The sequence below is a fragment of the Atopomonas sediminilitoris genome, assembly GCF_022601735.1.
Classification (GTDB): domain Bacteria; phylum Pseudomonadota; class Gammaproteobacteria; order Pseudomonadales; family Pseudomonadaceae; genus Atopomonas; species Atopomonas sediminilitoris.
The window spans coordinates 1-18,875 of record NZ_JAKUMM010000010.1; the positions used below are offsets into that span (position 1 = coordinate 1).

At 59.4% G+C, this 18,875-nt stretch carries 25 protein-coding genes; 13 read left to right on the plus strand and 12 right to left on the minus strand.

Translation table 11 applies throughout. From position 1 onward, the window contains the following. Positions 1-55 precede the first annotated feature (55 nt). Positions 56-283, minus strand: a complete 228-nt coding sequence (locus tag MKI83_RS15000; RefSeq protein WP_241588012.1) for a cyclic nucleotide-binding domain-containing protein — start codon at positions 281-283, stop codon at positions 56-58. 120 nt (positions 284-403) lie between these two features. On the opposite strand from MKI83_RS15000, the gene MKI83_RS15005 reads away from it, so the two are divergent. From MKI83_RS15005 to MKI83_RS15015, 3 genes are read left to right on the plus strand one after another with little or no spacing between them, the layout of a single operon-like run. Next, positions 404-1,186: a class II aldolase/adducin family protein gene (locus MKI83_RS15005; RefSeq protein WP_370867408.1), complete on the plus strand. Its 783-nt coding sequence runs from the start codon at positions 404-406 to the stop codon at positions 1,184-1,186. After that, on the plus strand, positions 1,186-2,088 hold the full coding sequence (locus tag MKI83_RS15010) for an alpha/beta fold hydrolase (RefSeq protein WP_241588014.1): 903 nt from the start codon (positions 1,186-1,188) through the stop codon (positions 2,086-2,088). The genes MKI83_RS15005 and MKI83_RS15010 overlap by 1 nt, the downstream gene beginning before the upstream one ends. Before the next feature lie 42 nt (positions 2,089-2,130). Then, positions 2,131-2,661 carry a DUF1569 domain-containing protein gene (locus tag MKI83_RS15015; RefSeq protein WP_241588015.1) on the plus strand — a complete coding sequence of 177 codons (531 nt, stop codon included), beginning with the start codon at positions 2,131-2,133 and terminating at the stop codon, positions 2,659-2,661. 9 nt (positions 2,662-2,670) lie between these two features. On the opposite strand, the gene MKI83_RS15020 is transcribed toward MKI83_RS15015, so the two are convergent. From MKI83_RS15020 to MKI83_RS15035, 4 genes are all read right to left on the minus strand, one after another. Continuing rightward, entirely contained in the window at positions 2,671-3,105 is a 435-nt protein-coding gene (locus MKI83_RS15020; protein ID WP_241588016.1) for a DUF2214 family protein, read from the minus strand. Positions 3,106-3,109: 4 nt separating this feature from the next. After that, complete coding sequence (locus MKI83_RS15025) at positions 3,110-4,207, minus strand: sensor domain-containing diguanylate cyclase (protein ID WP_306423269.1); 1,098 nt, start codon at positions 4,205-4,207, stop codon at positions 3,110-3,112. Then, on the minus strand, positions 4,171-5,511 hold the full coding sequence (locus MKI83_RS15030) for an MATE family efflux transporter (protein WP_241588017.1): 1,341 nt from the start codon (positions 5,509-5,511) through the stop codon (positions 4,171-4,173). Before MKI83_RS15030 ends, MKI83_RS15025 begins: the two co-directional genes overlap by 37 nt. Before the next feature lie 143 nt (positions 5,512-5,654). Next, positions 5,655-6,095 (minus strand): hotdog fold domain-containing protein, encoded by a 441-nt coding sequence (locus MKI83_RS15035; protein ID WP_241588018.1) that lies wholly within the window; start codon positions 6,093-6,095, stop codon positions 5,655-5,657. 141 nt (positions 6,096-6,236) lie between these two features. Here MKI83_RS15035 and MKI83_RS15040 point away from each other — a divergent pair, with 141 nt between their 5' ends. The 5 genes from MKI83_RS15040 to MKI83_RS15060 all read left to right on the plus strand — a co-directional run bounded on the left by MKI83_RS15040 (position 6,237) and on the right by MKI83_RS15060 (position 10,204). Beyond that, a complete protein-coding gene (locus MKI83_RS15040) occupies positions 6,237-6,869 on the plus strand; it encodes a TetR/AcrR family transcriptional regulator (protein ID WP_241588019.1) in 633 nt (210 codons plus the stop codon). A 137-nt stretch (positions 6,870-7,006) separates the two neighbouring features. Further along, complete coding sequence (locus MKI83_RS15045; RefSeq protein ID WP_241588020.1) at positions 7,007-8,467, plus strand: ATP-binding protein; 1,461 nt, start codon at positions 7,007-7,009, stop codon at positions 8,465-8,467. A 15-nt stretch (positions 8,468-8,482) separates the two neighbouring features. Beyond that, entirely contained in the window at positions 8,483-9,178 is a 696-nt protein-coding gene (locus tag MKI83_RS15050; protein ID WP_241588022.1) for a response regulator, read from the plus strand. 93 nt (positions 9,179-9,271) lie between these two features. Beyond that, the gene (locus tag MKI83_RS15055; RefSeq protein WP_241588024.1) at positions 9,272-9,754 is read left to right on the plus strand and encodes a hypothetical protein; all 483 of its coding nucleotides are present in this window, start codon (positions 9,272-9,274) and stop codon (positions 9,752-9,754) included. Positions 9,755-9,904: 150 nt separating this feature from the next. After that, entirely contained in the window at positions 9,905-10,204 is a 300-nt protein-coding gene (locus tag MKI83_RS15060) for an EF-hand domain-containing protein (RefSeq protein WP_241588026.1), read from the plus strand. On the opposite strand, the gene MKI83_RS15065 is transcribed toward MKI83_RS15060, so the two are convergent. From MKI83_RS15065 to mscL, 4 genes are all read right to left on the minus strand, one after another. Next, entirely contained in the window at positions 10,201-10,923 is a 723-nt protein-coding gene (locus MKI83_RS15065) for a CTP synthase C-terminal region-related (seleno)protein (RefSeq protein WP_241588028.1), read from the minus strand. The two genes, MKI83_RS15060 and MKI83_RS15065, sit on opposite strands and share 4 nt — an antisense overlap. Before the next feature lie 91 nt (positions 10,924-11,014). Further along, positions 11,015-11,422 carry a group II truncated hemoglobin gene (locus tag MKI83_RS15070; protein ID WP_241588030.1) on the minus strand — a complete coding sequence of 136 codons (408 nt, stop codon included), beginning with the start codon at positions 11,420-11,422 and terminating at the stop codon, positions 11,015-11,017. A gap of 9 nt (positions 11,423-11,431) precedes the next feature. Then, on the minus strand, positions 11,432-12,556 hold the full coding sequence (locus MKI83_RS15075) for a methyltransferase (RefSeq protein WP_241588226.1): 1,125 nt from the start codon (positions 12,554-12,556) through the stop codon (positions 11,432-11,434). A gap of 72 nt (positions 12,557-12,628) precedes the next feature. After that, on the minus strand, positions 12,629-13,033 hold the full coding sequence (gene mscL, locus MKI83_RS15080) for a large-conductance mechanosensitive channel protein MscL (protein ID WP_241588031.1): 405 nt from the start codon (positions 13,031-13,033) through the stop codon (positions 12,629-12,631). Positions 13,034-13,164: 131 nt separating this feature from the next. Between mscL and MKI83_RS15085 the strand changes: the two genes are divergently transcribed. After that, positions 13,165-13,437: an HP1242/YdcH family protein gene (locus tag MKI83_RS15085; RefSeq protein ID WP_241588032.1), complete on the plus strand. Its 273-nt coding sequence runs from the start codon at positions 13,165-13,167 to the stop codon at positions 13,435-13,437. Positions 13,438-13,459: 22 nt separating this feature from the next. Here MKI83_RS15085 and MKI83_RS15090 read toward each other — a convergent pair whose 3' ends face one another. Together MKI83_RS15090 and MKI83_RS15095 are read right to left on the minus strand one after the other, a co-directional pair. Next, positions 13,460-14,116 (minus strand): oxidoreductase, encoded by a 657-nt coding sequence (locus tag MKI83_RS15090; RefSeq protein ID WP_241588033.1) that lies wholly within the window; start codon positions 14,114-14,116, stop codon positions 13,460-13,462. Positions 14,117-14,286: 170 nt separating this feature from the next. Continuing rightward, positions 14,287-14,742 (minus strand): MaoC family dehydratase, encoded by a 456-nt coding sequence (locus tag MKI83_RS15095; RefSeq protein ID WP_241588034.1) that lies wholly within the window; start codon positions 14,740-14,742, stop codon positions 14,287-14,289. Between the two features lie 186 nt (positions 14,743-14,928). On the opposite strand from MKI83_RS15095, the gene MKI83_RS15100 reads away from it, so the two are divergent. Genes MKI83_RS15100 through MKI83_RS15110 form a run of 3 tightly spaced genes read left to right on the plus strand, consistent with a single transcriptional unit; the run spans position 14,929 to position 16,602 of the window. Continuing rightward, positions 14,929-15,306: a CidA/LrgA family protein gene (locus MKI83_RS15100; protein ID WP_241588035.1), complete on the plus strand. Its 378-nt coding sequence runs from the start codon at positions 14,929-14,931 to the stop codon at positions 15,304-15,306. Further along, positions 15,299-16,012, plus strand: a complete 714-nt coding sequence (locus tag MKI83_RS15105; protein ID WP_241588036.1) for an LrgB family protein — start codon at positions 15,299-15,301, stop codon at positions 16,010-16,012. Before MKI83_RS15100 ends, MKI83_RS15105 begins: the two co-directional genes overlap by 8 nt. Further along, positions 16,009-16,602 (plus strand): LON peptidase substrate-binding domain-containing protein, encoded by a 594-nt coding sequence (locus MKI83_RS15110; protein ID WP_241588037.1) that lies wholly within the window; start codon positions 16,009-16,011, stop codon positions 16,600-16,602. Before MKI83_RS15105 ends, MKI83_RS15110 begins: the two co-directional genes overlap by 4 nt. A gap of 14 nt (positions 16,603-16,616) precedes the next feature. Here MKI83_RS15110 and MKI83_RS15115 read toward each other — a convergent pair whose 3' ends face one another. Beyond that, positions 16,617-17,969: a DedA family protein gene (locus tag MKI83_RS15115; protein ID WP_241588038.1), complete on the minus strand. Its 1,353-nt coding sequence runs from the start codon at positions 17,967-17,969 to the stop codon at positions 16,617-16,619. A gap of 51 nt (positions 17,970-18,020) precedes the next feature. On the opposite strand from MKI83_RS15115, the gene MKI83_RS15120 reads away from it, so the two are divergent. Beyond that, a complete protein-coding gene (locus MKI83_RS15120) occupies positions 18,021-18,875 on the plus strand; it encodes a class I SAM-dependent methyltransferase (RefSeq protein WP_370867416.1) in 855 nt (284 codons plus the stop codon).

The window sequence follows — 18,875 nt, forward strand, 5'->3', positions numbered from 1 at the left end:
ATCGATTCGCCGCTTTCAAAATCTGCAGGGGCTGAAGTCAGCCAGAAATACATGACTACTTCAGACCATCCCTAACCTTGATGCAGCCGCTGAGCACGCCGTATAGGCCGTCGGCGGCGTCGCCTTTGCGGTGCAAGCATTGGCCGTCGGCCAAGGTGCGGATGCGCGCCATGCCGGCCAGCTGCTCTAGCGCGGCGGCGGGCAATTCGGCAAACCAGCGGTAGGTGCGCAGGTAGGCGCAGCGCTGATCAATCGAGGGCAGTGTCAAGTCGGTGACAGTCATCGGTAAGGGGGGTTTCTACACTGAGACAGTTAAGGCTGCTTAGCTTAGGAGCCGGCACGCCGAGATCGGCTGACTTTGCCGGCCAAATACCGGCAAAAACACTAATAAGAGGATAGTACCGTGTCACTAGCGCAAACCCTGCAAGAGCTTAACGTACAAGCCCAAGTGAGCCCTGAAGAATGGCAAACCCGCGTGGACTTGGCAGCTTGCTATCGCTTGATCGCCCACTACGGCTGGGATGACCTGATTTTTACCCATATTTCGGCCAAGGTGCCCGGTCGTGATGAATTTTTGATCAATCCTTATGGCTTGATGTTCCATGAGATTACCGCCAGCAGCTTGGTCAAAGTCGATTTAAGCGGCAACAAGCTGATGGACAGCCCGTTTGATATCAATCCCGCCGGCTACACCATTCACAGTGCCGTGCACGAAGTGCGGCATGATGTGGCTTGTGTGCTGCACACGCACACCGCTGCCGGTGTCGGCGTGGCGGCGCAGAAAGGCGGCGTGTTGCCGCTGTCGCAGCAATCGCTGTTTGTGTTGTCCAGCCTGAGCACCCATGAGTACGAAGGGGTGGCGCTGAATCACGATGAAAAAGCACGTCTGCAAGCGGACTTAGGCGACACCCATTTCATGTTGCTGCGCAATCACGGCTTGATGACCGTCGGCGGCAGCATCGCCGATACCTTCTTGATGATGTTTACCTTCCAGCGCGCGTGTGAAATTCAAATCATGGCGCAGAGCGGTGGTGGTGAGCTGGTTACGATTCCGGCGCCGATCTTGGCCGGTGCCAAGCAGATGGTCGCAGGCGTGATGAAAACCAGCCAAGGCATGGGCGGCGCGTTGCCGTGGCCGGCGTTGCTGCGCTTGCTGGATAGCAAAGACGCGAGCTTCCGTACCTGATGGCGGCGGCACTAGACGGTATTCCCTTTGCCGACTGGCTGGCCACGGAGCAGCACTTTAGCTTCCGTGGCCAGCGCATTGCCTATTGGACGGCAGGCAGCGGTGAGCCGCTGCTGCTGATCCATGGCTTTCCGACCTTGGCGTGGGACTGGCATTACCTGTGGGCACCCTTGGCCCAGCGCTATCGTTTGATCGCTTGTGATTTACTGGGTTTTGGCCGTTCGGCTAAACCGCGCGGGCATGCTTACAGCTTGCTCGAACAGGCGGATTTGCAGGAGGCGCTGCTGGATGAGCTTGCGGTCAATCAACCGCTGCATGTGCTGGCGCATGATTACGGGGACAGCGTGGCGCAGGAGTTGCTCGCGCGTCACCAAGACGGCGTGTTGGCCGCGCCCTTGGCCAGCTTGGTGTTTCTCAATGGCGGCCTGTTTCCGGAAACCCATAAGCCGGTGCTGGTGCAGAAACTGCTGCTCAGCCCGCTGGGTGCGTTGATCGGGCGTTTGTTTGCGAGAGAAAAACTCAAGCAAAACTTCCAGCGCATTTTTGGCCCCGACACGCCGCCGCGTGAGGATGAGCTGGACGTGTTCTGGCAGATGCTGGAGCACAACAATGGCCGTGCCGGTTTGCACCGTTTGATGCGCTATATGCCCGAGCGCCGCGTGCACCGTGAGCGCTGGGTACGGGCGATGCAGCAAACCGCGGTACCGCTGCGGGTGATTGATGGCGCGGTGGACCCGATCTCAGGGGCGCATATGGTGGCGCGCTATCGCGAGCTGATCCCCAATCCTGATACCGTGCTGCTGGAACGCATCGGGCATTATCCGCAGGTTGAAGCGCCCGAAGCGGTACTCGAGCATTACTTGGCGTTTCGTCAGCGCCTGCGCAGTGATGCCAATGCATAACCATCAATGCCCACGCAGGGCGCAAGGGATGAGGACTGGTCTGTGAATCGACGTCGTTTGTTGTTGGCCGCCGCGGCCGGCTTTGTGGGTGCTGGTGCGGGCGTCTGGCAGACTTTGGGGCCTGCGCTGCCCAGTGCGCAGTTGAGTCTTGCTGCGGTGCGTGAGCGCTTGCTCGCCACCCGTGAGCAGGCGCTGGCTTACAGCGGCGCGTGGAGCCTGAGTGAGCTGTGGCAGCACTTGGCGCAGAGCATTGAGTTTTCCATGCAGGGGTTTCCTGAACTGAAGCCCGCCTGGTTTCGTGGCAGCATTGGGCCAGCGGCGTTTGCCGTGTTCGGCGCGCGCGGCGCGATGCGCCATGGCCTCGATGAGCCAATCCCCAGCGCACCAGCGCTGCAGGCTGGCGAGGCAGAAGCTCAAGCCTTCAACCGTTTAATCACCGCGTTGGATCAATTTGTGGCGTGGCAAGGTCCGCTGCAGCCGCATTTTGCCTACGGCGCGCTGGATAAACAGGAATACGCCCTAGCTCACGCCCTGCATGTGCTGGATCACTGGCGACTGATGAGCGCCGCGTAAGCTCACCTATTAGCCGCGTGCGATGCGCGTGGCCAGTAGTGCCATCACCGCCAGCAGCACCAGCTCGCCGCGAATTACCCATGTCACCCAGAAAACGCTGCGGGCGCTGATGGTCGGTGCTTGTTGCGCTTGTAGTTGCGCGCGCCAGTTAAGAAAAGTCAGCGTAGGCAGCAGCGAGAGCATGCTGATCAGCACAAAGATCAGCATCTTGCTTTGCAACCAACCGTTGTACAGGTAGTACTGCCAGCCTTTCCCCAGCCACATCACACGGATGGCGCCGGTGAGCAAGACCAGCCCCGCGCTGGCGCCGTAGGCCAAATCAACCCAAACCAAACGCCGTGCCTGAGCGGCGCTCAGGCTTGGGCGAAATAAGTGCTGCTCCCACAGCAATAAGCCCAGCAAAAGCGCAATGCTGGCGCTGTGGGTATGGTTTGCGAGCGACAAAGATTTATGCTTCGTGCGTCGAGGGAGCGCTGTAAGCGCGATTGCGGCCATTAGCTTTGGCCTCATAAAGGGCTGAGTCGGCGCGGGTTAGCAGTGATTCTTGGGGCTCATCTGGCAGCATTAGAGCGGCACCAAGACTGAGAGTTATGTGCCTGCTGTGCGGTATTAAGTGAACGGGCGTGCTGGCGATGCTGCTACGCAAACGCTCGGCGATTAGTTCAAGTTCGTGCTGGTCCTTGACGCGGGTGATTAAGAGAAATTCCTCGCCACCAAAGCGAATCAGCAAGTCATCAGGCCTGATGTTGGCGGTTAAGCGTCGTGCTACAGCCCATAGCACTCGGTCACCAGCTAGATGCCCGAGCTCATCATTGACGCGCTTAAAGTGGTCTAGGTCCATCAGAATGGCGCCTAAGTGTTGGTTACAGGCTTTGCTGGTAACTTGAAGTGCATCCCATTGCTCATCTAGGCCGCGGCGGTTCCACAGTTGCGTTAAGGGGTCAAGCAAGGTTTGGCGGTGCTCGCGATTAAGAGCTGTGCGCAAGCGTTTTGTCTGCACATTTTTGTGATGCAAACGTAATAACCCTTCGGCCAAATTAGCTAGGTGTTTAAGGTTTAAGAGTTGCTTTTCACTGAGCTTTTGTGGCGTCGGATCAATAAGGCACAAAGTGCCAATGGGTTGATCTAGAAATACCAAAGGTACCCCCGCATAAAAGCGGATAAAGGGGGCTTGGGTAACCAGTGGATTATCAAAAAAACGTTGATCGTTGAGCGTGTCTTCAATAATCAGGCATTGGTTTTGTAAAATGGCGTGCCCGCAGAACGACACATCCCGATCGGTTTCAATGCAATCAAGCCCTACTCTGGCCTTAAACCATTGACGGTTTTGATCTACCAGCGAAATGAGCGCGGTTTGCACGCCGAATATATTTTTAGCCAGCGTGACGATACTGTCGAAATAGGGATCTGATGGTGTATCCAGAACGTCTAGCTCGTTCAAGCTTGCCTGACGAGCGACTTCTTCTGGGTGAGGGGCTGGAGACTGCATACATAAGACCTTAGTGGAATTTAGCAAAAGCCCTTTGGCGAGCGAGTGATGCGCCATGCCATTGCTAATAAAAGTAGACTACGCATCGCCATAAAGAGCAAAAACCCCGCCCATAAACCGTGATTGCCCAGCTCAATCAAGGGCCATGACAGCGGCAGATACAAGGCGAGGGCGATCAGCATGGCGTTGCGCATCTCGCGTGCCCGCGTAGCACCGACAAACAAGCCATCAAGCACGTAGCTGGTCACCGCAATCAGCGGCAGTGCCGCCAAATAAGGCAGATGGACGAGGGCGATGGCGCGCACAGCGGGCAGGTTGGTTTGCAGGTCAATAAAGTGCTCGCCGGCCAGCGCGAAGCCAAGGCTCAAGCCGGCACTGAACAGCAGCGACCACGCACTGGCTACGCGCAAGGTGCGCGACAGCTCACGCGGCTGTTGGCGGCCGATAGCTTTGCCGCACAACGCCTCAACGGCGTGGGCTAGGCCATCCAAGGCGTTGGCGGTGAGCAGCAACCCATTGAGCAGGAGCGCATTGGCGGCCACGGTGGCGTCCCCCAGCCGAGTGCCGTACACGGTGAGCAGCAAGAACACGACTTCAAGGGCGAGGGTGCGGATAAAAATATCGCGGTTGACCGCCAGCAAGGCCGTCCAGCTCGACCAGCGGAGTAAGCGGCGGTGATCCAGCTGGCCGGTGTAGGGACGTAAGGTCGGTAAGGCTAAACACAGGCCCAGTAGCATGCCGCTCCACTCGGCAATCACCGAGGCCCACGCCGCCCCGGCCACACCAAAGCCCAGTCCCCAGACAAACAGAATGTCTAAGCCGGTATTGAGTAGGGCGCTAGTGAGCAGCATCAGCAAGGGAATGCGCGCGTTTTGCGTGCCCAGCAACCAGCCAATCAGAGCGAAGCTGCACAGCGCGGCCGGTAACCCGAGAAGGCGCAGGGACAGGTATTCCCGCGCGAGCGTGTCGAGCGCGGCGCTGGGGTTCATCACGCTCAGTAGCCACGGCATCAGGGGCAATAGGGCAAGCGCCAACAACAGGCCAAGTCCGGCCCCTAGGGCTAAGCCTTGGGCGAGCAGGGTGCGCAAGGCGGAACCATCTTGACGGCCGCAGGCTTGCGCGGCAAAGCCTGTGGTACCCATGCGCAAAAAGCCCATGGCCCACACCAGTAGCGTGTACAAGCTGCCGCCAACCGCCACGGCGGCGAGTTGGTAGTCGTGCGGTAAATGGCCCACCACGGCGGTATCCACCAGCGCGACTAAGGGCACGGTGAGGTTGGACAACAACATAGGCCCCGCCAACGCCCACACCCGACGATGCGTGGGGCGGTGGCGAAGGTCGGTGATCAAAGCGCTCGACATAGCAGGCTCGGCAGCGGGCAGGGCTGGGCAGTATACGCCGGCGCCGCGTGGGGCCGGTGGCGTTGTCCTATGCCGGTAGCTTGCCCGCCTGCGCGCCGGTCAGCCGGCGAGCAAGGCGACCCCGCAAGATCAGCGAGGGTGCGTTAGGCCAGCTTTACATTCATGGTGATGCGCGCACTGAACACGGCGACACCGGCGGTATCGGTGATGGTGACGGGCACCACTTTATCGCCGGCGCTGAGCCAATCAATCGCGCTAGCGTCGGCAACGGCGGTGAGATCCGTTTTGGCTTTGGCTAAGTATTCCACGGTCATGCCTTTCGGTATCCAGCGGCCGCCTTCGGGAATCGACACGTTAGTCATGGTGCCGGCAGCTAGCTCGGCGGCATTGCACATAGCAATGGCGTGCACCGTGCCGAGGTGGTTGGTGATTTCGCGGCAAAACGGCACCTGCACGGTGGCCGCGCCTTGGCGCAGTTCGCTGATGAGTGGGTTGATGGTGCTGAAGTAAGGGGCCATCTGGCAGGCCATTTTGCTGAAGGCTTCTGCGCCGGCGCTTTCATACATTTTAAGAATCTGGCTCATGGTGGGCTCCGTTGCTTGTGAATTTGCAGAATAATATTCTGTAAAAGAACAATATTCTGCTTGTGCGGAGTGTGTCAAGATTCCACTGGGCTGTGGCTGGTAATACAGTGCGCGGAAACTCTGGCTTGGGCGTGATTGAGCATGGAACAAACAACGGATTTACTGCAGCGGTGCTACCCCAGCCGCCGCGCGGAACTTAAACGCACGATTTTGCGCACGGCCTTGGCGTGCTTTAACCAGCACGGCATTGAGGCCACCACCATTGAGCAGGTGCGTGCGCAGTGCGATGCCAGCGTTGGCGCGATTTATCACCACTTTGGTAATAAAGAAGGCTTAGTGGCGGCGCTGTTTTTTACCGCCTTGGATGATCAGGCGGCGCTGCGTGAAGCCTACTTGGCCAAGGCCGACACCCTTGAGCAGGTGGTGCACGCACTAGTGCACAGTTATGTCGATTGGGTCAGTGCGCAGCCGGATTGGGCCAGATTTCAATTTTTGGCGCGTTTTGCCGTGAGCAAAGGCCCATTGCAGGATGAGCTGCTGGCGCGCAACCGCACACGCAATCAACAGCTGCGCGAGCGCTTGAGTGTGCACGGCGCGGAGCTTTTGCAGGACTTACCCAAGGAGCTGATCGCCTCACTGATTGTTGGGCCAGCAGAAAATTACTGCCGAGCTTGGTTGTCAGGGCGGGTGAGTACATCGCCGAGTGCGTACCGTGATGCGTTGGCGGCCGCAGTCTGGCGCGCGCTCGGTGGGCTTGAGAGCCCAGCCCACTAACGATCAAGCCTGTGGCTGGCGCACGCTCAGCCGGTAAAGGCGAGCTGTCGTGTGAGGCGCACACAATGTCTCCACAGTTGTGCGCTAAGCTGCAGCGTTTTTAGTCTTCGGCCGTCTGCCTGCTCAGTGAAATGTCCGTGCGCTTAACCATCTTCGTTAAATTATTGCTCAGTGTGCTGCTGACCTTGCTGTTGGCGGTCGCGGTCATCTTGGTCGTCGTCAACTGGTCGTTTCAGCAAGGCTTCGCGGCGTATATCCAACAGGCTGAGCTGGCGCGCGTCACGCTGCTGCGCGATGCCTTGGTCAGTAGCTATCGCCGCGAAGGTGACTGGGATTGGCTGCGTGAGTCTGCCGAGCGGGCGGGGCCGTCTGCGCGCTGGCCGCAATTGCTCGAGCAAGCTGGTATTGCCGCCCCCGCCAAGCCGCCGCGTCGCCCGCCGCCACCGGGTGCCGCGCGCCGCCCGCCGCCGAACGATAACGAGCCCAGCAAAACGCTGCGGCCGCTGGCGCTGCGTCTTAGTGTGACGGATGCCGCGCGTGAGCCACTCTTCGGCCCCAAGCCCGGCACGCCGACACAGTGGTTGCCGATTCAGGTGCAGGGCGCGGTGGTCGGTTGGCTGGCGTTTTTGCCGATGGTGGTTGAGCAAGATGAGCTGGCCAGTAATTTTATCCAGCAGCAACGTGCCAGTGCCGGTTGGGCCGCTTTGCTGGTGTTGGGTTTGGCGTTGTTGTTGGCGGTGGTTTGGGCGCAGTGGTTTGTGCGGCCGATCCGGCGTGTGGCACAAGGCGCGCAACAAGTGGCGCTGGGCAATTATCAAGCGCGGGTGAGTGTCAGCGGGCAGGATGAGTTGGCGGACTTGGCGCAGCATTTCAACGCCATGGCGCAGGCACTCGGGCGCGATGATCAGCGTCGCCGCCAATGGCTGGCCGATATCTCCCACGAGCTGCGTACCCCGATTGCGGTGATCAGTGCGGAGGTCGAGGCGCTGCAAGACGGTATCCGCCAGCCCACCCCCGAACGTATTGCGGCCTTGTACGCGGACCTGCGCGCGTTAGGCGTGCTGATTGAAGATCTCCATCAATTGTCCTTGGCTGATCAGGGGGCGCTGGCGCTGACGTGGGCCAGCGTGGATTTACACGCGCTAGTGCAGTCGCATGGGGTCTTGTTTACCCCGCGAATGGCCGCGCAGCAGTTGCGCCTTAGCGTGCAGGCCGATGGCGCGTCATCTTGCTGGGTGCGCGCCGATGCTCGGCGCTTAAGTCAGGTGCTGAATAATCTGTTACACAACAGCGCCCGCTATACCGATCCCGGCGGCGAAGTGAGAGTGCATCTGAGCGCCACGGCCGATCAGGTGCGGTTGGTGATTAGCGATAGCGCACCGGCGGTACCAGCGGCGGATATCGACAAGATTTTTGACCGCTTGTACCGCGTGGACAGTTCACGTAGCCGGCTTGCCGGTGGTTCGGGGTTGGGCTTGTCGATTTGCAAAACCATTATTGAGGCGCATGGCGGCAGCATTGTTGCCGCGCCGAGCGCCTTGGGCGGTTTGCAGATCTGCATCACGCTGCCTAAAGGCGGCGCACGGTCTAGCGCTTAAGACGAGGTGGCGACGATGAGTGATACGGCAAAACGGATTCTGATTGTCGAAGACGAGCCTAAATTGGCGCAGCTGCTGGCGGAGTATTTGGCGGCCGCAGGGTTTGCCACGGTGCTCTTGTCGCGCGGCGATCAGGTGCTGGATTGGCTTGCCGAGCACACCGCGGATTTGCTGATTTTGGACGTCATGCTGCCCGGTGTTGATGGTTTGGCCTTGTGTCGGATGATCCGCCAGCAGTGTCAGGTGCCCATCATCATGGCCACCGCCCGGGTCGAGGAGGCCAGTCGGCTGCAAGGCTTAGAGCAAGGCGCCGACGATTACGTGTGCAAGCCTTACAGCTTGCGGGAGATGGTCGCGCGGGTGAAAACCATCCTGCGGCGTGTCGAGGTGTCCTCAACGCCGATCGCCGCCAGCGAGGCGGTGTTTCATGTGGATACGGCCATGATGAGCATTAACTTGCACGGTCAGCCTTTGGGCTTAACGCGAGTTGAGTTTCGCCTGCTGCATTACTTTATCAACCACCCGCAGGTGGTGATTGCGCGGGATGATCTACTCAATGTGATCTACGACGATTACCGTTTGGTCTCCGAGCGCACGGTGGATACCCACGTAAAAAACCTGCGCAAAAAGATTCAACATCACCTGCCAGAGCAAGACGTGATTCGTGCGGTGTATGGCTTGGGCTATGTGTTTCAAGCGCCGAGCGCCTAGTCATTCTGCCGGTGCTCGATTCCTTACTGTCTTCACAATCTCGCGGCCGCCCCGCGCTAGTCTGAGCTTCAGTTCAAGCAAGGAGGTGGTGACATGATTAATAGCGTATCCGGTGCGGCCTCAATGACTTCAGGTGCCGTGCAAAGAAGCAATGCGGCACCCTCGTTATCTACCGAGCAACGTCAGTTGATCGAGGAAACATTAAGCAATTTCGACCCTGAGCAGCTCTCCGCCAGCGATGCTCAGTCCATCGTGGAAACCTTTAGCAGTGCGGGCATCCAGCCGGGGCGTGAGATGGAAAAGCTCATGGCTTCGTTAGGCTTTGATGCCAAAGCGGTTGGCGATCTGGCAGGGGTTGAGGAGGGGAAACGGGGAGGTAATCCTCCTCCCCCGCCACCTTCGACCTCGCAGGGGCTGGAGATTACCGACGACATGCTGCAGTCGCTCAATGAACTGCTCAACAGCTATTACAGCGGCGATCTGTCGGCCGATGAGCAAGCAACGACCTTGAGCGCGATCAAAGATATTTTCGCGCAAACCGCCCCCGAAGGCGGGTTGGTGCGCACCACTGCGTAATCCACGTTAACGAGCAACCATCGACCTGCTCGAACTTAGGCTTGCCCGTCACCGTCAGGTGGCCGGCAAGCCGTTTTTAATCTCACCATCACGGCCGCAGCCGCCTGCGTTATGGCGTTGTGTGGGCGTGCTGAGCACTGAGGGGAAACAATGCTGTCATCGCAATCGTTATTGCTGCTGGGGGTTTCGGTGTTGCTGCTGGGCTGCTCTGGGCCTTCATCATCACGGGAAGGGCGCCACCAACCGCCGCCGAAATTAGACTTTAAACAGATGGATGTGGACGGCGATGGCCGTCTGAGCGAGCGTGAGTTCTTGCAGTTTGCACCACCGGTACAAACACCAGAAAAACTCTTCGTGATGCTGGATAAAGACGGCGATGGCTTTGTGAGCAAGGCCGAGCTTGAGGATGCGCCGCGCCCACCCAGACCGCCGCAGGGGCCACGCCCTTAAGCGGTGCGGGCGGTGCTTGGGCTAGCGCCGAGCTTTTTCGCGCAGGCGGTTAAGAAGCCTTTGACGATTGGCGGCACGATCCCTTTGAGGGCCGCGCGCTCGGGTTGAAACAAGGTGGCGACAAAGAAGGGGTGCTCTTGCAGCTCAATGCCACGGACTTCGCCGTGCTGGTCTACGGCGGCGATGCGCAAGGGCGGTTGCAGCAACTGTTCTTGCATCGCAGGGTTCAGCCCGTAACGACATTGATAGCTTTCGTGGCACTCCAGTTGACCATAAGCGTGGGCAAGGTGGGTGCCGGCGACGAGATGAATTTCGTCGCTGACATTCACCAGCTCGCAACTTAAAGGGCTGATCAGCAGTTGGCGGCCTTTAGGGTTGAGTTCGGCGTGTTCGACATCGGCCCAGCCAAGGTGATGGCGCGCGTACTCCAGCAGCGCATGCTGAAAACCACCGCAAGTACCTAAGAACGGTACCTTGTGCAGGCGCGCGTGATGAATGGCGAGCAGGGCGCCCTCGGTGTTGTCATAAGGGCTGCCCGGTACACACCACAAACCGTGAAAGCGCTTGAGCCGTTCTTCGTCGTTAATCAGTAGTGTCGGCACCCACTCAAAACTGACCATCAGGCCCAAACTGTCGGCCGCCATCGTGAGCGCGGTAGGTATCGCTTGGTGCGCGGTTACGCTGGCGTTGTAGTCGCCGATCAGTCCGATGTGCAGCATGCGCGGGTGTCCTTGAGGTGTTTGCCTGAGCTTAGCTGTTACGCACCGCCTTTGCTGCGATTACTTGACGATGTGCGTGCTGATTCACGGGCTACTGGCTGACCTGATAAACCCGTTCGGCGGGAATCCGCAGTTGTGCCAGCAGGTAGTCAGCAAAGTCGGCCGCATAAGGCTGCTGGGCAATGGCTTGTTGCATACAGGCCAGCCACGCATCGCGCTCGGCAATGCCAATGCTGAGGTGGGCGTGGGCTTGCGGAATGCTGATTGGCCCGTAGTGCTCGCTAAACAAGCGTGGCCCGCCCAGCCAGCCACACAGAAATTTGGCCAGCTTATCGATCGTGACGTCACGATCTGCCGGGTGCATCTGGCTGATCTTGGGAGCTTGCGCATCCATGATCTGATAAAAGTCGCGCACCAACTGCGTAATGCCCGCCTCGCCGCCCGCGGCTTGAAAAGACGTATCGCGGTAGCCGTAACCGGCTTGGTCGGTAATCTGCATCGGGGCTCCTTATTTGCGCGCTTGCAAGATGACGAATTTGGGCGTGCTGGCGACCAAGCGGACCTCGCGAAACTGACGCTTAAGCTTGGCGTGATAGCCCAAGTGGCGGTTGCCCACCAGCCATAAACTGCCGCCGGCTTTGAGGGCGCGATGCGCTTGGCTAAACATGCGCAGTGCCAAGTGATCGCCGACCACCTGTTGTTGATGGAACGGTGGATTGCACAGCACAGCATCCAAGCTGGCTGCGGGCGCATCGGCTAAACCATCGCCGACGATGAAGTGGGCCGCTCGTGGGCCAAAAGCATTACGCCAGTTCTCGGCGGCGGATTGCACCGCCATGTACGACTCATCAAACAGGCTGAACTGCGCGTGCGGGTTGTGCTGTGCGCACACCAGCGCCAGCACCCCATTGCCGCAGCCTAAGTCAGCGACGTGAGCGTCGCCTAAGTCGTGCGGTAGGTGCGGTAAAAACGCGCGACTGCCGATGTCGAGGCTATCGCGACTGAAAACGTTGGCGTGATTGCGCAGCTCAAGGTTGTACTCGTCCAGCGCATAACGGCTGGGGTACGGCGAAATAAACGGCCCGCCGTGCTGCAGCGTGGCGGTGAGTAAACGCGCCTTCTTCTGCGCCAGACTGGCCTGTACCGGGCCGATGTAACGCTCCAGCAAGTCACCGGCTGAGCGCGGCAAGTGTTTCAGCATGGCGCCGGCAATCACCACGCCTTGCGGGGCCAGATGCCCGTGCAGGCGAATCAATTGTTCTTCTAGCAAACTCAGTGTTTTGGGAATGCGGATCAGCACGGCGGCAAACGGGCCCTGCCAGCGCTCGCAAGCAGGAACAAAGTTCACGCGCTCGGCCGCTTGCTGGTTCAGTGTTTGGTTGTGCCGTAGCCCCTGCTCGGCCAAATACGAATCGCCGCTGGAGGTGACGCTAAAGTGCTCGGCCAGCGATAACGCCAGAGCACCAAAACTGTCGTTAAGGATCAGTACGCGGCTAGCGGCGGGCAGTTGCAAGCTGTGCAATTGCTCCAGCAGATAAGCATCGGCGGCATCAAAGGCTTGCAAGGTGTCGTCGCGCTTGAGCGGCATGCGCGCGAGGGCAAGCTCAGCAAACGGGGTGATTAAACGGGGCAGGCTGGACATGGCGACAAGGGTTCAACACAGGGCTGGCGATTGTACCTCAGCCCTGTGTGTCGCGCCCGAGGCTTACTGCTTGGCTTTGAGTAAGTCGCGAATTTCGCTCAGCAACTGTTGTTCGGCGCTGGGGGCTGGCGGGGCGGCGGGAGCGGCCTCTTCTTCTTGTTTCAAGCGGTTGATGGCTTTCACGCCCAGAAAGATGGCGAAGGCAACGATGGTGAAGTCGATAACGGTTTGGATGAACTTGCCGTAACTCAGCATCACCGCCGGCAGATCGCCTTCGGCGGCCTTGAGCACGATGGCGAGATCAGAAAAGTCGACACCACCAATCAAAATACCCAGCGGCGGCATCACCACATCGCCAACGAACGATGAAACAATTTTGCCGAACGCCGCGCCGATGATGATGCCGACAGCCATATCGACCACGTTGCCTTTAACGGCGAAGGCTTTGAATTCACTCAAAAAACTCATGGGGCACTCCTTGGTTTTATTATGTTGGGCGTTTGTGTGCGGTGCTCAATTGCGCTGTCGCTTGATACGCATCAATGCCTGCGCGTTGAGTGCTCTGCATAGTGCCTCTAAACCCAGTCGGAGGAAAACCCATGCACGTTGAACATCACCCCTTGATCAATGACTTTCCAGAGCTGCGTGCCGAGTTACAGGCATTACGCGCTAATGATCAGCACTTTGCTCGTTTAGCCGGTGAGTACGAGGCGCTTGATAAGCAGATTTGCCGCATCGAAGACGGTGTCGAGCTGCTGGATGATGCGGCGTTGACCGAGCTAAAGACCGAGCGCGTGCAGCGTAAAGACGAGTTGGCTGGCTTGTTGCGCAAGGCGACCAAGCCTACCTGCTGTGGTTCTTGCGGCGGTTAATCGGTGCTGTGCATTGGGTCAGTTAATCCTTACCCAAGTGGCGCAGTTGGTCGGACTCAATAAAGCGCACGCCTTGGCCTTCTTCTAAGGCGAGACGCCACATGGCGCGCGCCAGCACAGAGGCTTCAATCCCGCGCCACTTACCCGGCACTAAGCGCATCAGGGGCGCGGCGAGTTGCTCGCCAAGGCGCTGCTCGCGGCGTTCGCCCAGCAATAAGCTGGGGCGCACGATGGTCAGTTGCTCCCAGCCTTGGGCTTGCAGCGCGTCTTCCAGTTCGCCTTTAACGCGGTTGTAAAACACCCGCGAGCGGGCCGAGGCACCCAGCGCGCTGATCACAATGTAATGGCGAGCGCCCATGGCTTTGGCGGCCGCGCCCACGGCCAGTGGCAAATCGTAATCCACAACGCGAAAAGCCTCTTGGCTGCCGGCTTGCTTGATGGTGGTGCCCAGGCAGCAGAAGGCGGCTTCTAAGGGCGGGTGATCCTGTGTGGGTAATGCAGCTAACTGCGCGGCTAAATCGCCCACTGGGTTAAGTAGCTTGCTGTGCTTGGCCAGTGGTCGCCGTGTCGGCGCGATGACTTGCTGCATGGCGGGCACAGCCAGCAGGCGGTCGAGCAGGTGCTCGCCCGTCAGGCCGGTGGCGCCGGCCAGTAATACGCGAGTGGGGGTGTGATGCATGCAGTTCTCCGCCGTGGCGTTAGGCAGGCTTATGCCCTAACCAGCGTGTTGGCTGCCTTCAACCAAGCTGGTTGTTTTAAGCATAAGCCATCGGTGCGATTTTGCGGTGCGCCAATCTGAGTTCTGGGCGGCGGGGTATGGGCTGCCGGCGAACCGGCAGCCAGGGGGCATCACACAAAGCAGAGGGTCAACGGCTCGGCGATATAGGCAGGCTTGGCCTGACCTTCAATTTCCATCTCGGCGCGGGCTTTGATCAGCCACTGTCCCGGATTTTTCTCGGTGACGTCAGTGATGCTGACTTTTAAGCGCACGCGGGAGCCTTCACGCACTGGCTGGACAAAACGCACGCTGTCGAGGCCGTAGTTGACGGCCATCTTCAGGCCTTCCGGCATGATCATCAGGCCTTCCATCAATACGGGGATCAACGACAGGCTCAAAAAGCCGTGGGCGATGGTGCCGCCAAAAGGTGTGTGCTTGGCTTTGACGGGGTCAACGTGAATGAACTGGTGGTCGCCGGTGCACTCGGCAAACATATCGATGCGGCTTTGCTCGATGGTCATCCACTCGGATGTGCCGAGTTCTTTGCCGATATAACTGGTCAATTCGGTAACGGGTACGAGTGCCATAATTCCTCCATGGCGGGTTTTACTGCGATTGTTTTTATTGTCTGGCTGCCGTCTTGGCGCCAACCCTTCGGGTTAAGAAACCATGCTCGCGCAGAGGGGTCAAGCGGCAAAGCGTGGTCAAATGTTTAGTTATCAGCAGGGCGCTGCTTACTGCCATAATCGAGCTCGGTTTAGCGAGGTTTGACGATGTTGCTACGCGGTATTACAGCACTGGTTTTGTTTCAACTTTTGGGCAGCGCCTTGCAGGTGTTGCTGCTGCCGATGTTGCCGGGGCCGATTATTGGCTTGCTGTTGTTGTTTGCTTGGCTGTTACTCAATGGCGAAGTGAGTCCGGCGATTAACGAGGGTGCCAGTGCTTTGCTGCGGTACTTGCCCTTGCTGCTCGTGCCGCCGTCGGCAGGGGTGATTTTGTATGCCGAGCAACTGGCCGATGACTTGCTGGCGTTGGCGTTTGTGTTGTCGTTGTCGCTGGTGCTGTCGTTATGGTTCAGCGGTTTTTTGATGCAGCGCCTGATCGAGCGGCAACAGCGCTTAAAGCACGCCAAGGAGCACCGCCATGACTGATTGGGCTGGCGCATGGTTGGCGGTGAGTGAACATCCGTTGTTTGGTTTGGGGCTAACGCTGGGCTTGTATCAGCTGGCGCTGGCGCTGTACGAGAAAACCCGTTGGGTATTTTTGCAGCCCATGCTGGTGTGCGTGTGTTTGCTGAGCTTGGTGCTGTGGCTATTGCAAATCCCCTATGCGCGCTATGCCGCCAGCAGTGAGCTGCTGACCCTGCTCTTGGGGCCGGCGACGGTGGCGCTGGCGGTGCCACTATTTTTGAACCTGCGCCGCGTGCGCCAGCTCTTGCTGCCCACGGTGGTCACCTTGTTAGTGGCGGGCAGCGTGGCAACGGTGCTGGGCGTGCTGCTGGCTTGGTGGTTGGGCTTGGAGTCTTGGCTGTTACTGACTTTGGCGCCTAAGTCGGTCACCTCGCCAATCGCCATGTTGGTGGCCGAGCAAATCGGCGGCGTGGCGGCGCTGGCCGCTGTGTTTGTGATTATCACCGGCATTATCGGGGTGTTGTTGGGGCCTGAGTTTTTGCGCCGTTGTGGCATTACGCATCCGGCCGCACAAGGTTTGGCCTTGGGGCTGACCTCGCACGCCATCGGCACGGCTCGCGCGCTGCAAGAAGGCGAGGAATGCGGCGGCTTCTCCGCCCTCGCCATGAGTTTGATGGGCGTGAGCACAGCGGTGCTGTTGCCGTTGTTGGTGGCATTGTGGGTATGACTCTTTGGCTGCCGTTATTTCCGCTTAACACCGTGTTATTCCCGGGCATGCGCTTGAGTTTGCAGATCTTTGAAGCCCGCTACTTGGATATGGTCAGCCGCTGCTTGCGCGATGGTGCAGGCTTTGGTGTGGTCAGTCTGATGGCAGGCGCGGAAGCGCCCAGCAGCGCAAGCGCGACGGTGCGCTTTGCTGCGCTGGGCTGCGAGGCGCGCATCATCGACTTTGATCAGCGTGACAACGGTTTGCTGGGCATTACCGTGCAAGGCGTGCGGCGCTTTATTGTGCGCGACACCGAGGTCAATGCGGCCAACTTGAATCAAGCGCAGGTCGATTGGCTCAGCGAAGAAGAGCCCCTGCCGTTGCAGCGCGAACACACCGAGTTGGCGGCGATCATGCAGGCCTTGGCTGAGCACCCGAGCGTCAAGGCTTTGGGCATGCCCAGCGTGGCCGATTCGCAACAGGCGTTGAGTTACGCTTTGGCGTACTTGTTACCCCTAGAGCAAGAGCACAAGCTAGAACTGCTGTCGCTGAACCATGCCGCCGAGCGCTTGGCGCGCATTGAGGAACTCATCGCCTGGATGCAGCACTAGCGCAGCAGCCCGATCTAACCCGTTGTCACGCCTGCGGCTATTCCCAGCACCAAGCCGACTAAGCCGATGCATAGCGTCGAGCCTTTCAGCGCTGGCAAGGGCGTGCGCCATTGCAGTAGCGCTTGGCTGCTGGCCACGCCCGTGCAGGCGATTAGCGCGACCGCGTGGACTTCGCTCAGCGGCGCGCTAACGGTTTGCCAATCGCCAGCATAGAGCGGCGCAAGCAATAGCGGCATGGCCACTAAGCTGAGCGTGGCAAGCCAAGCAAGACGCGCCCGCGCCGGTAAACGACGCCCGAGTAACACGCCGAGCGTGAGCGGCACCATTAAGGCCAGGGTGAGCGCGACGTGCGTTGCGCTTAACACCGGTGGCGCAAGGGTGAGGCCAAGCAGCGCTTGTATCCCAGTACTGATTAGCCCTGCGCAGACAATAAACAGCGCCGGCAACGGTGCGCGGCCAGCGCACAACGCCAGACATAAAGCAGCTAAGCCGGCGAGCAGTGCAGGGACATCGAGCATCGCCACGACAAAACCTGCACCGCGCGCAAGCATTGCACTCTGCAGTGCTGGCAAAGCCTGTAAGACGAAGCTATCTAGCTCAGCAAAGTGCTTGCGACTAACCAGTAACACGATCAAGCACAAGGCGCTGGCCAATGCCGTCACTGCCGCGCTGTGGCGGTAGTTGCGCGCGCCAAGGCCAATCCCTATCGCCAGCGGTGAGCACAACAGCAACGTGCTTGCTCCCGCCTGCCACCATACCGCCTGCGGGATGTCCAACTGCATGGCGGCGCCGGTCAGCCAGCCCGGTGTGATATACGCCACGGCCCAGCCGGCGGCGGCGAGCAGGCTGACGAAGATGAAGTGCATGCGGGGCATGTCCAGCATGCCAGCAATCATCGGCAGCATCGGGCGCAAAGGGCCAATAAAGCGGCCAATTAATAAGCTCAGCATGCCGTAGCGGGCAAAGAAGCGCTCGGCATGGCTGATCCACTCAGGGTGCTGGCGAAAGGGCTTTAGGCGGCGAATGTCTTGATGAAAGTAACGCCCTAAAGCAAACGACAGCGCATCGCCAAGCAAGGCGCCGGCGTAGGCCAAGCCCAAGGCGCTGGGTAAACTAAGCGCGCCGGCACCGGCCAAGCTACTGGCCGCAAACAGCAGCACGACCCCCGGAATAAGCACGCCGGCCACGGCCAAGCATTCAAGGCAGGCAATTAAAAAAATTGCTAGCCCGAGCCATATCGGGTGAAGCGTGAGCAGGCTGATGACGGCGTCAAAACTCATGGTGGTCGGGTCGTCTTCGCGGTGGCGGTGGGCAAACCAAGGTTGGGCGCACGGCGATGGCGATTGTGTGGCCATCGGCAGGGGCATAGGCTGGGCGATCATAACAAAAAGCCGGACCCGTCCATGCCCAGTATTCCGTTGCCCGCTACCTCACGACGCGAGAGCGCGCACATCTCCCCCAGTGCGCATTACACCGGCTTTGTCTGGTTTCGCCATGGCTTGAGCGAGGCGCCGTTCGCCAGTGACTTTGGCCGCTTTGCGCATCGCGTGTTGCGGCCGGTGACGTGGGGTGCGCGGCGTTTTTTTGGTTTGGACATCGAGCGTTTTTTGCTGCAACGGCATTTGTTGATCGATGCCCGACTGGAGCAGACCATCGCGCGTGACGGGGTTACGCAAGTGGTTGAAATTGCTTGCGGCTTGTCGCCGCGTGGGCGGCGGATGCGCAAGCAATACCCGCAGCTGACTTACGTGGAGGCCGACCTGCCGGAGATGGCCAGCAGTAAGCGCGAACTGCTGCGAGTGCAGGGCTGGCTGGGGCCACGCCACCGCGTCGAGGCGGTGGATATCTTGGCCGACAGCGGCGAGTTGAGTTTGAGCGCGTTGTTCGCCGGTCTTGATCGCAGCAAGCCTGTAGTGGTGATTACCGAGGGCCTGCTGAATTACTTCGAGCGGCCTGTGGTGGAGCGTTTTTGGCGCGCATTGGCGCAGCAATTACAGGCGTTTCCCGCGGCAACCTACCTGACGGAGCTGTATCCAGACCTGACGGAGCACCCGCGTTACCGACAGTTACGCTGGGGTGTCTGGTTGATAGGCAAGCTCACGCGCGGTGGCTATCCCTTGCATTACCAGACCGAGGCGGCGATTGCTGAGGCCGGTAAGACGTGTGGTTTCCGAGCGGTGCAGGTGTTGAATCCCGACCAACAACCGGCAGCCTTGGGCTTGCCGCGCGGGCCGTTGGCCAGCTTGGTACGAATTGTCGAGGCGCGCTGCTGA

Excerpts from the sequence above, each read along its gene's own strand:
- MKI83_RS15000 (WP_241588012.1), bottom strand. The coding sequence starts at position 283 with ATGACTGTCACCGACTTGACACTGCCCTCGATTGATCAGCGCTGCGCC.
- MKI83_RS15010 (WP_241588014.1), top strand. The coding sequence starts at position 1,186 with ATGGCGGCGGCACTAGACGGTATTCCCTTTGCCGACTGGCTGGCCACG.
- MKI83_RS15025 (WP_306423269.1), bottom strand. The coding sequence starts at position 4,207 with ATGGCGCATCACTCGCTCGCCAAAGGGCTTTTGCTAAATTCCACTAAG.
- MKI83_RS15030 (WP_241588017.1), bottom strand. The coding sequence starts at position 5,511 with ATGTCGAGCGCTTTGATCACCGACCTTCGCCACCGCCCCACGCATCGT.
- MKI83_RS15035 (WP_241588018.1), bottom strand. The coding sequence starts at position 6,095 with ATGAGCCAGATTCTTAAAATGTATGAAAGCGCCGGCGCAGAAGCCTTC.
- MKI83_RS15040 (WP_241588019.1), top strand. The coding sequence starts at position 6,237 with ATGGAACAAACAACGGATTTACTGCAGCGGTGCTACCCCAGCCGCCGC.
- MKI83_RS15050 (WP_241588022.1), top strand. The coding sequence starts at position 8,483 with ATGAGTGATACGGCAAAACGGATTCTGATTGTCGAAGACGAGCCTAAA.
- MKI83_RS15055 (WP_241588024.1), top strand. The coding sequence starts at position 9,272 with ATGATTAATAGCGTATCCGGTGCGGCCTCAATGACTTCAGGTGCCGTG.
- MKI83_RS15060 (WP_241588026.1), top strand. The coding sequence starts at position 9,905 with ATGCTGTCATCGCAATCGTTATTGCTGCTGGGGGTTTCGGTGTTGCTG.
- MKI83_RS15065 (WP_241588028.1), bottom strand. The coding sequence starts at position 10,923 with ATGCTGCACATCGGACTGATCGGCGACTACAACGCCAGCGTAACCGCG.
- MKI83_RS15070 (WP_241588030.1), bottom strand. The coding sequence starts at position 11,422 with ATGCAGATTACCGACCAAGCCGGTTACGGCTACCGCGATACGTCTTTT.
- mscL (WP_241588031.1), bottom strand. The coding sequence starts at position 13,033 with ATGAGTTTTTTGAGTGAATTCAAAGCCTTCGCCGTTAAAGGCAACGTG.
- MKI83_RS15085 (WP_241588032.1), top strand. The coding sequence starts at position 13,165 with ATGCACGTTGAACATCACCCCTTGATCAATGACTTTCCAGAGCTGCGT.
- MKI83_RS15090 (WP_241588033.1), bottom strand. The coding sequence starts at position 14,116 with ATGCATCACACCCCCACTCGCGTATTACTGGCCGGCGCCACCGGCCTG.
- MKI83_RS15095 (WP_241588034.1), bottom strand. The coding sequence starts at position 14,742 with ATGGCACTCGTACCCGTTACCGAATTGACCAGTTATATCGGCAAAGAA.
- MKI83_RS15100 (WP_241588035.1), top strand. The coding sequence starts at position 14,929 with ATGTTGCTACGCGGTATTACAGCACTGGTTTTGTTTCAACTTTTGGGC.
- MKI83_RS15105 (WP_241588036.1), top strand. The coding sequence starts at position 15,299 with ATGACTGATTGGGCTGGCGCATGGTTGGCGGTGAGTGAACATCCGTTG.
- MKI83_RS15110 (WP_241588037.1), top strand. The coding sequence starts at position 16,009 with ATGACTCTTTGGCTGCCGTTATTTCCGCTTAACACCGTGTTATTCCCG.
- MKI83_RS15115 (WP_241588038.1), bottom strand. The coding sequence starts at position 17,969 with ATGCCCCTGCCGATGGCCACACAATCGCCATCGCCGTGCGCCCAACCT.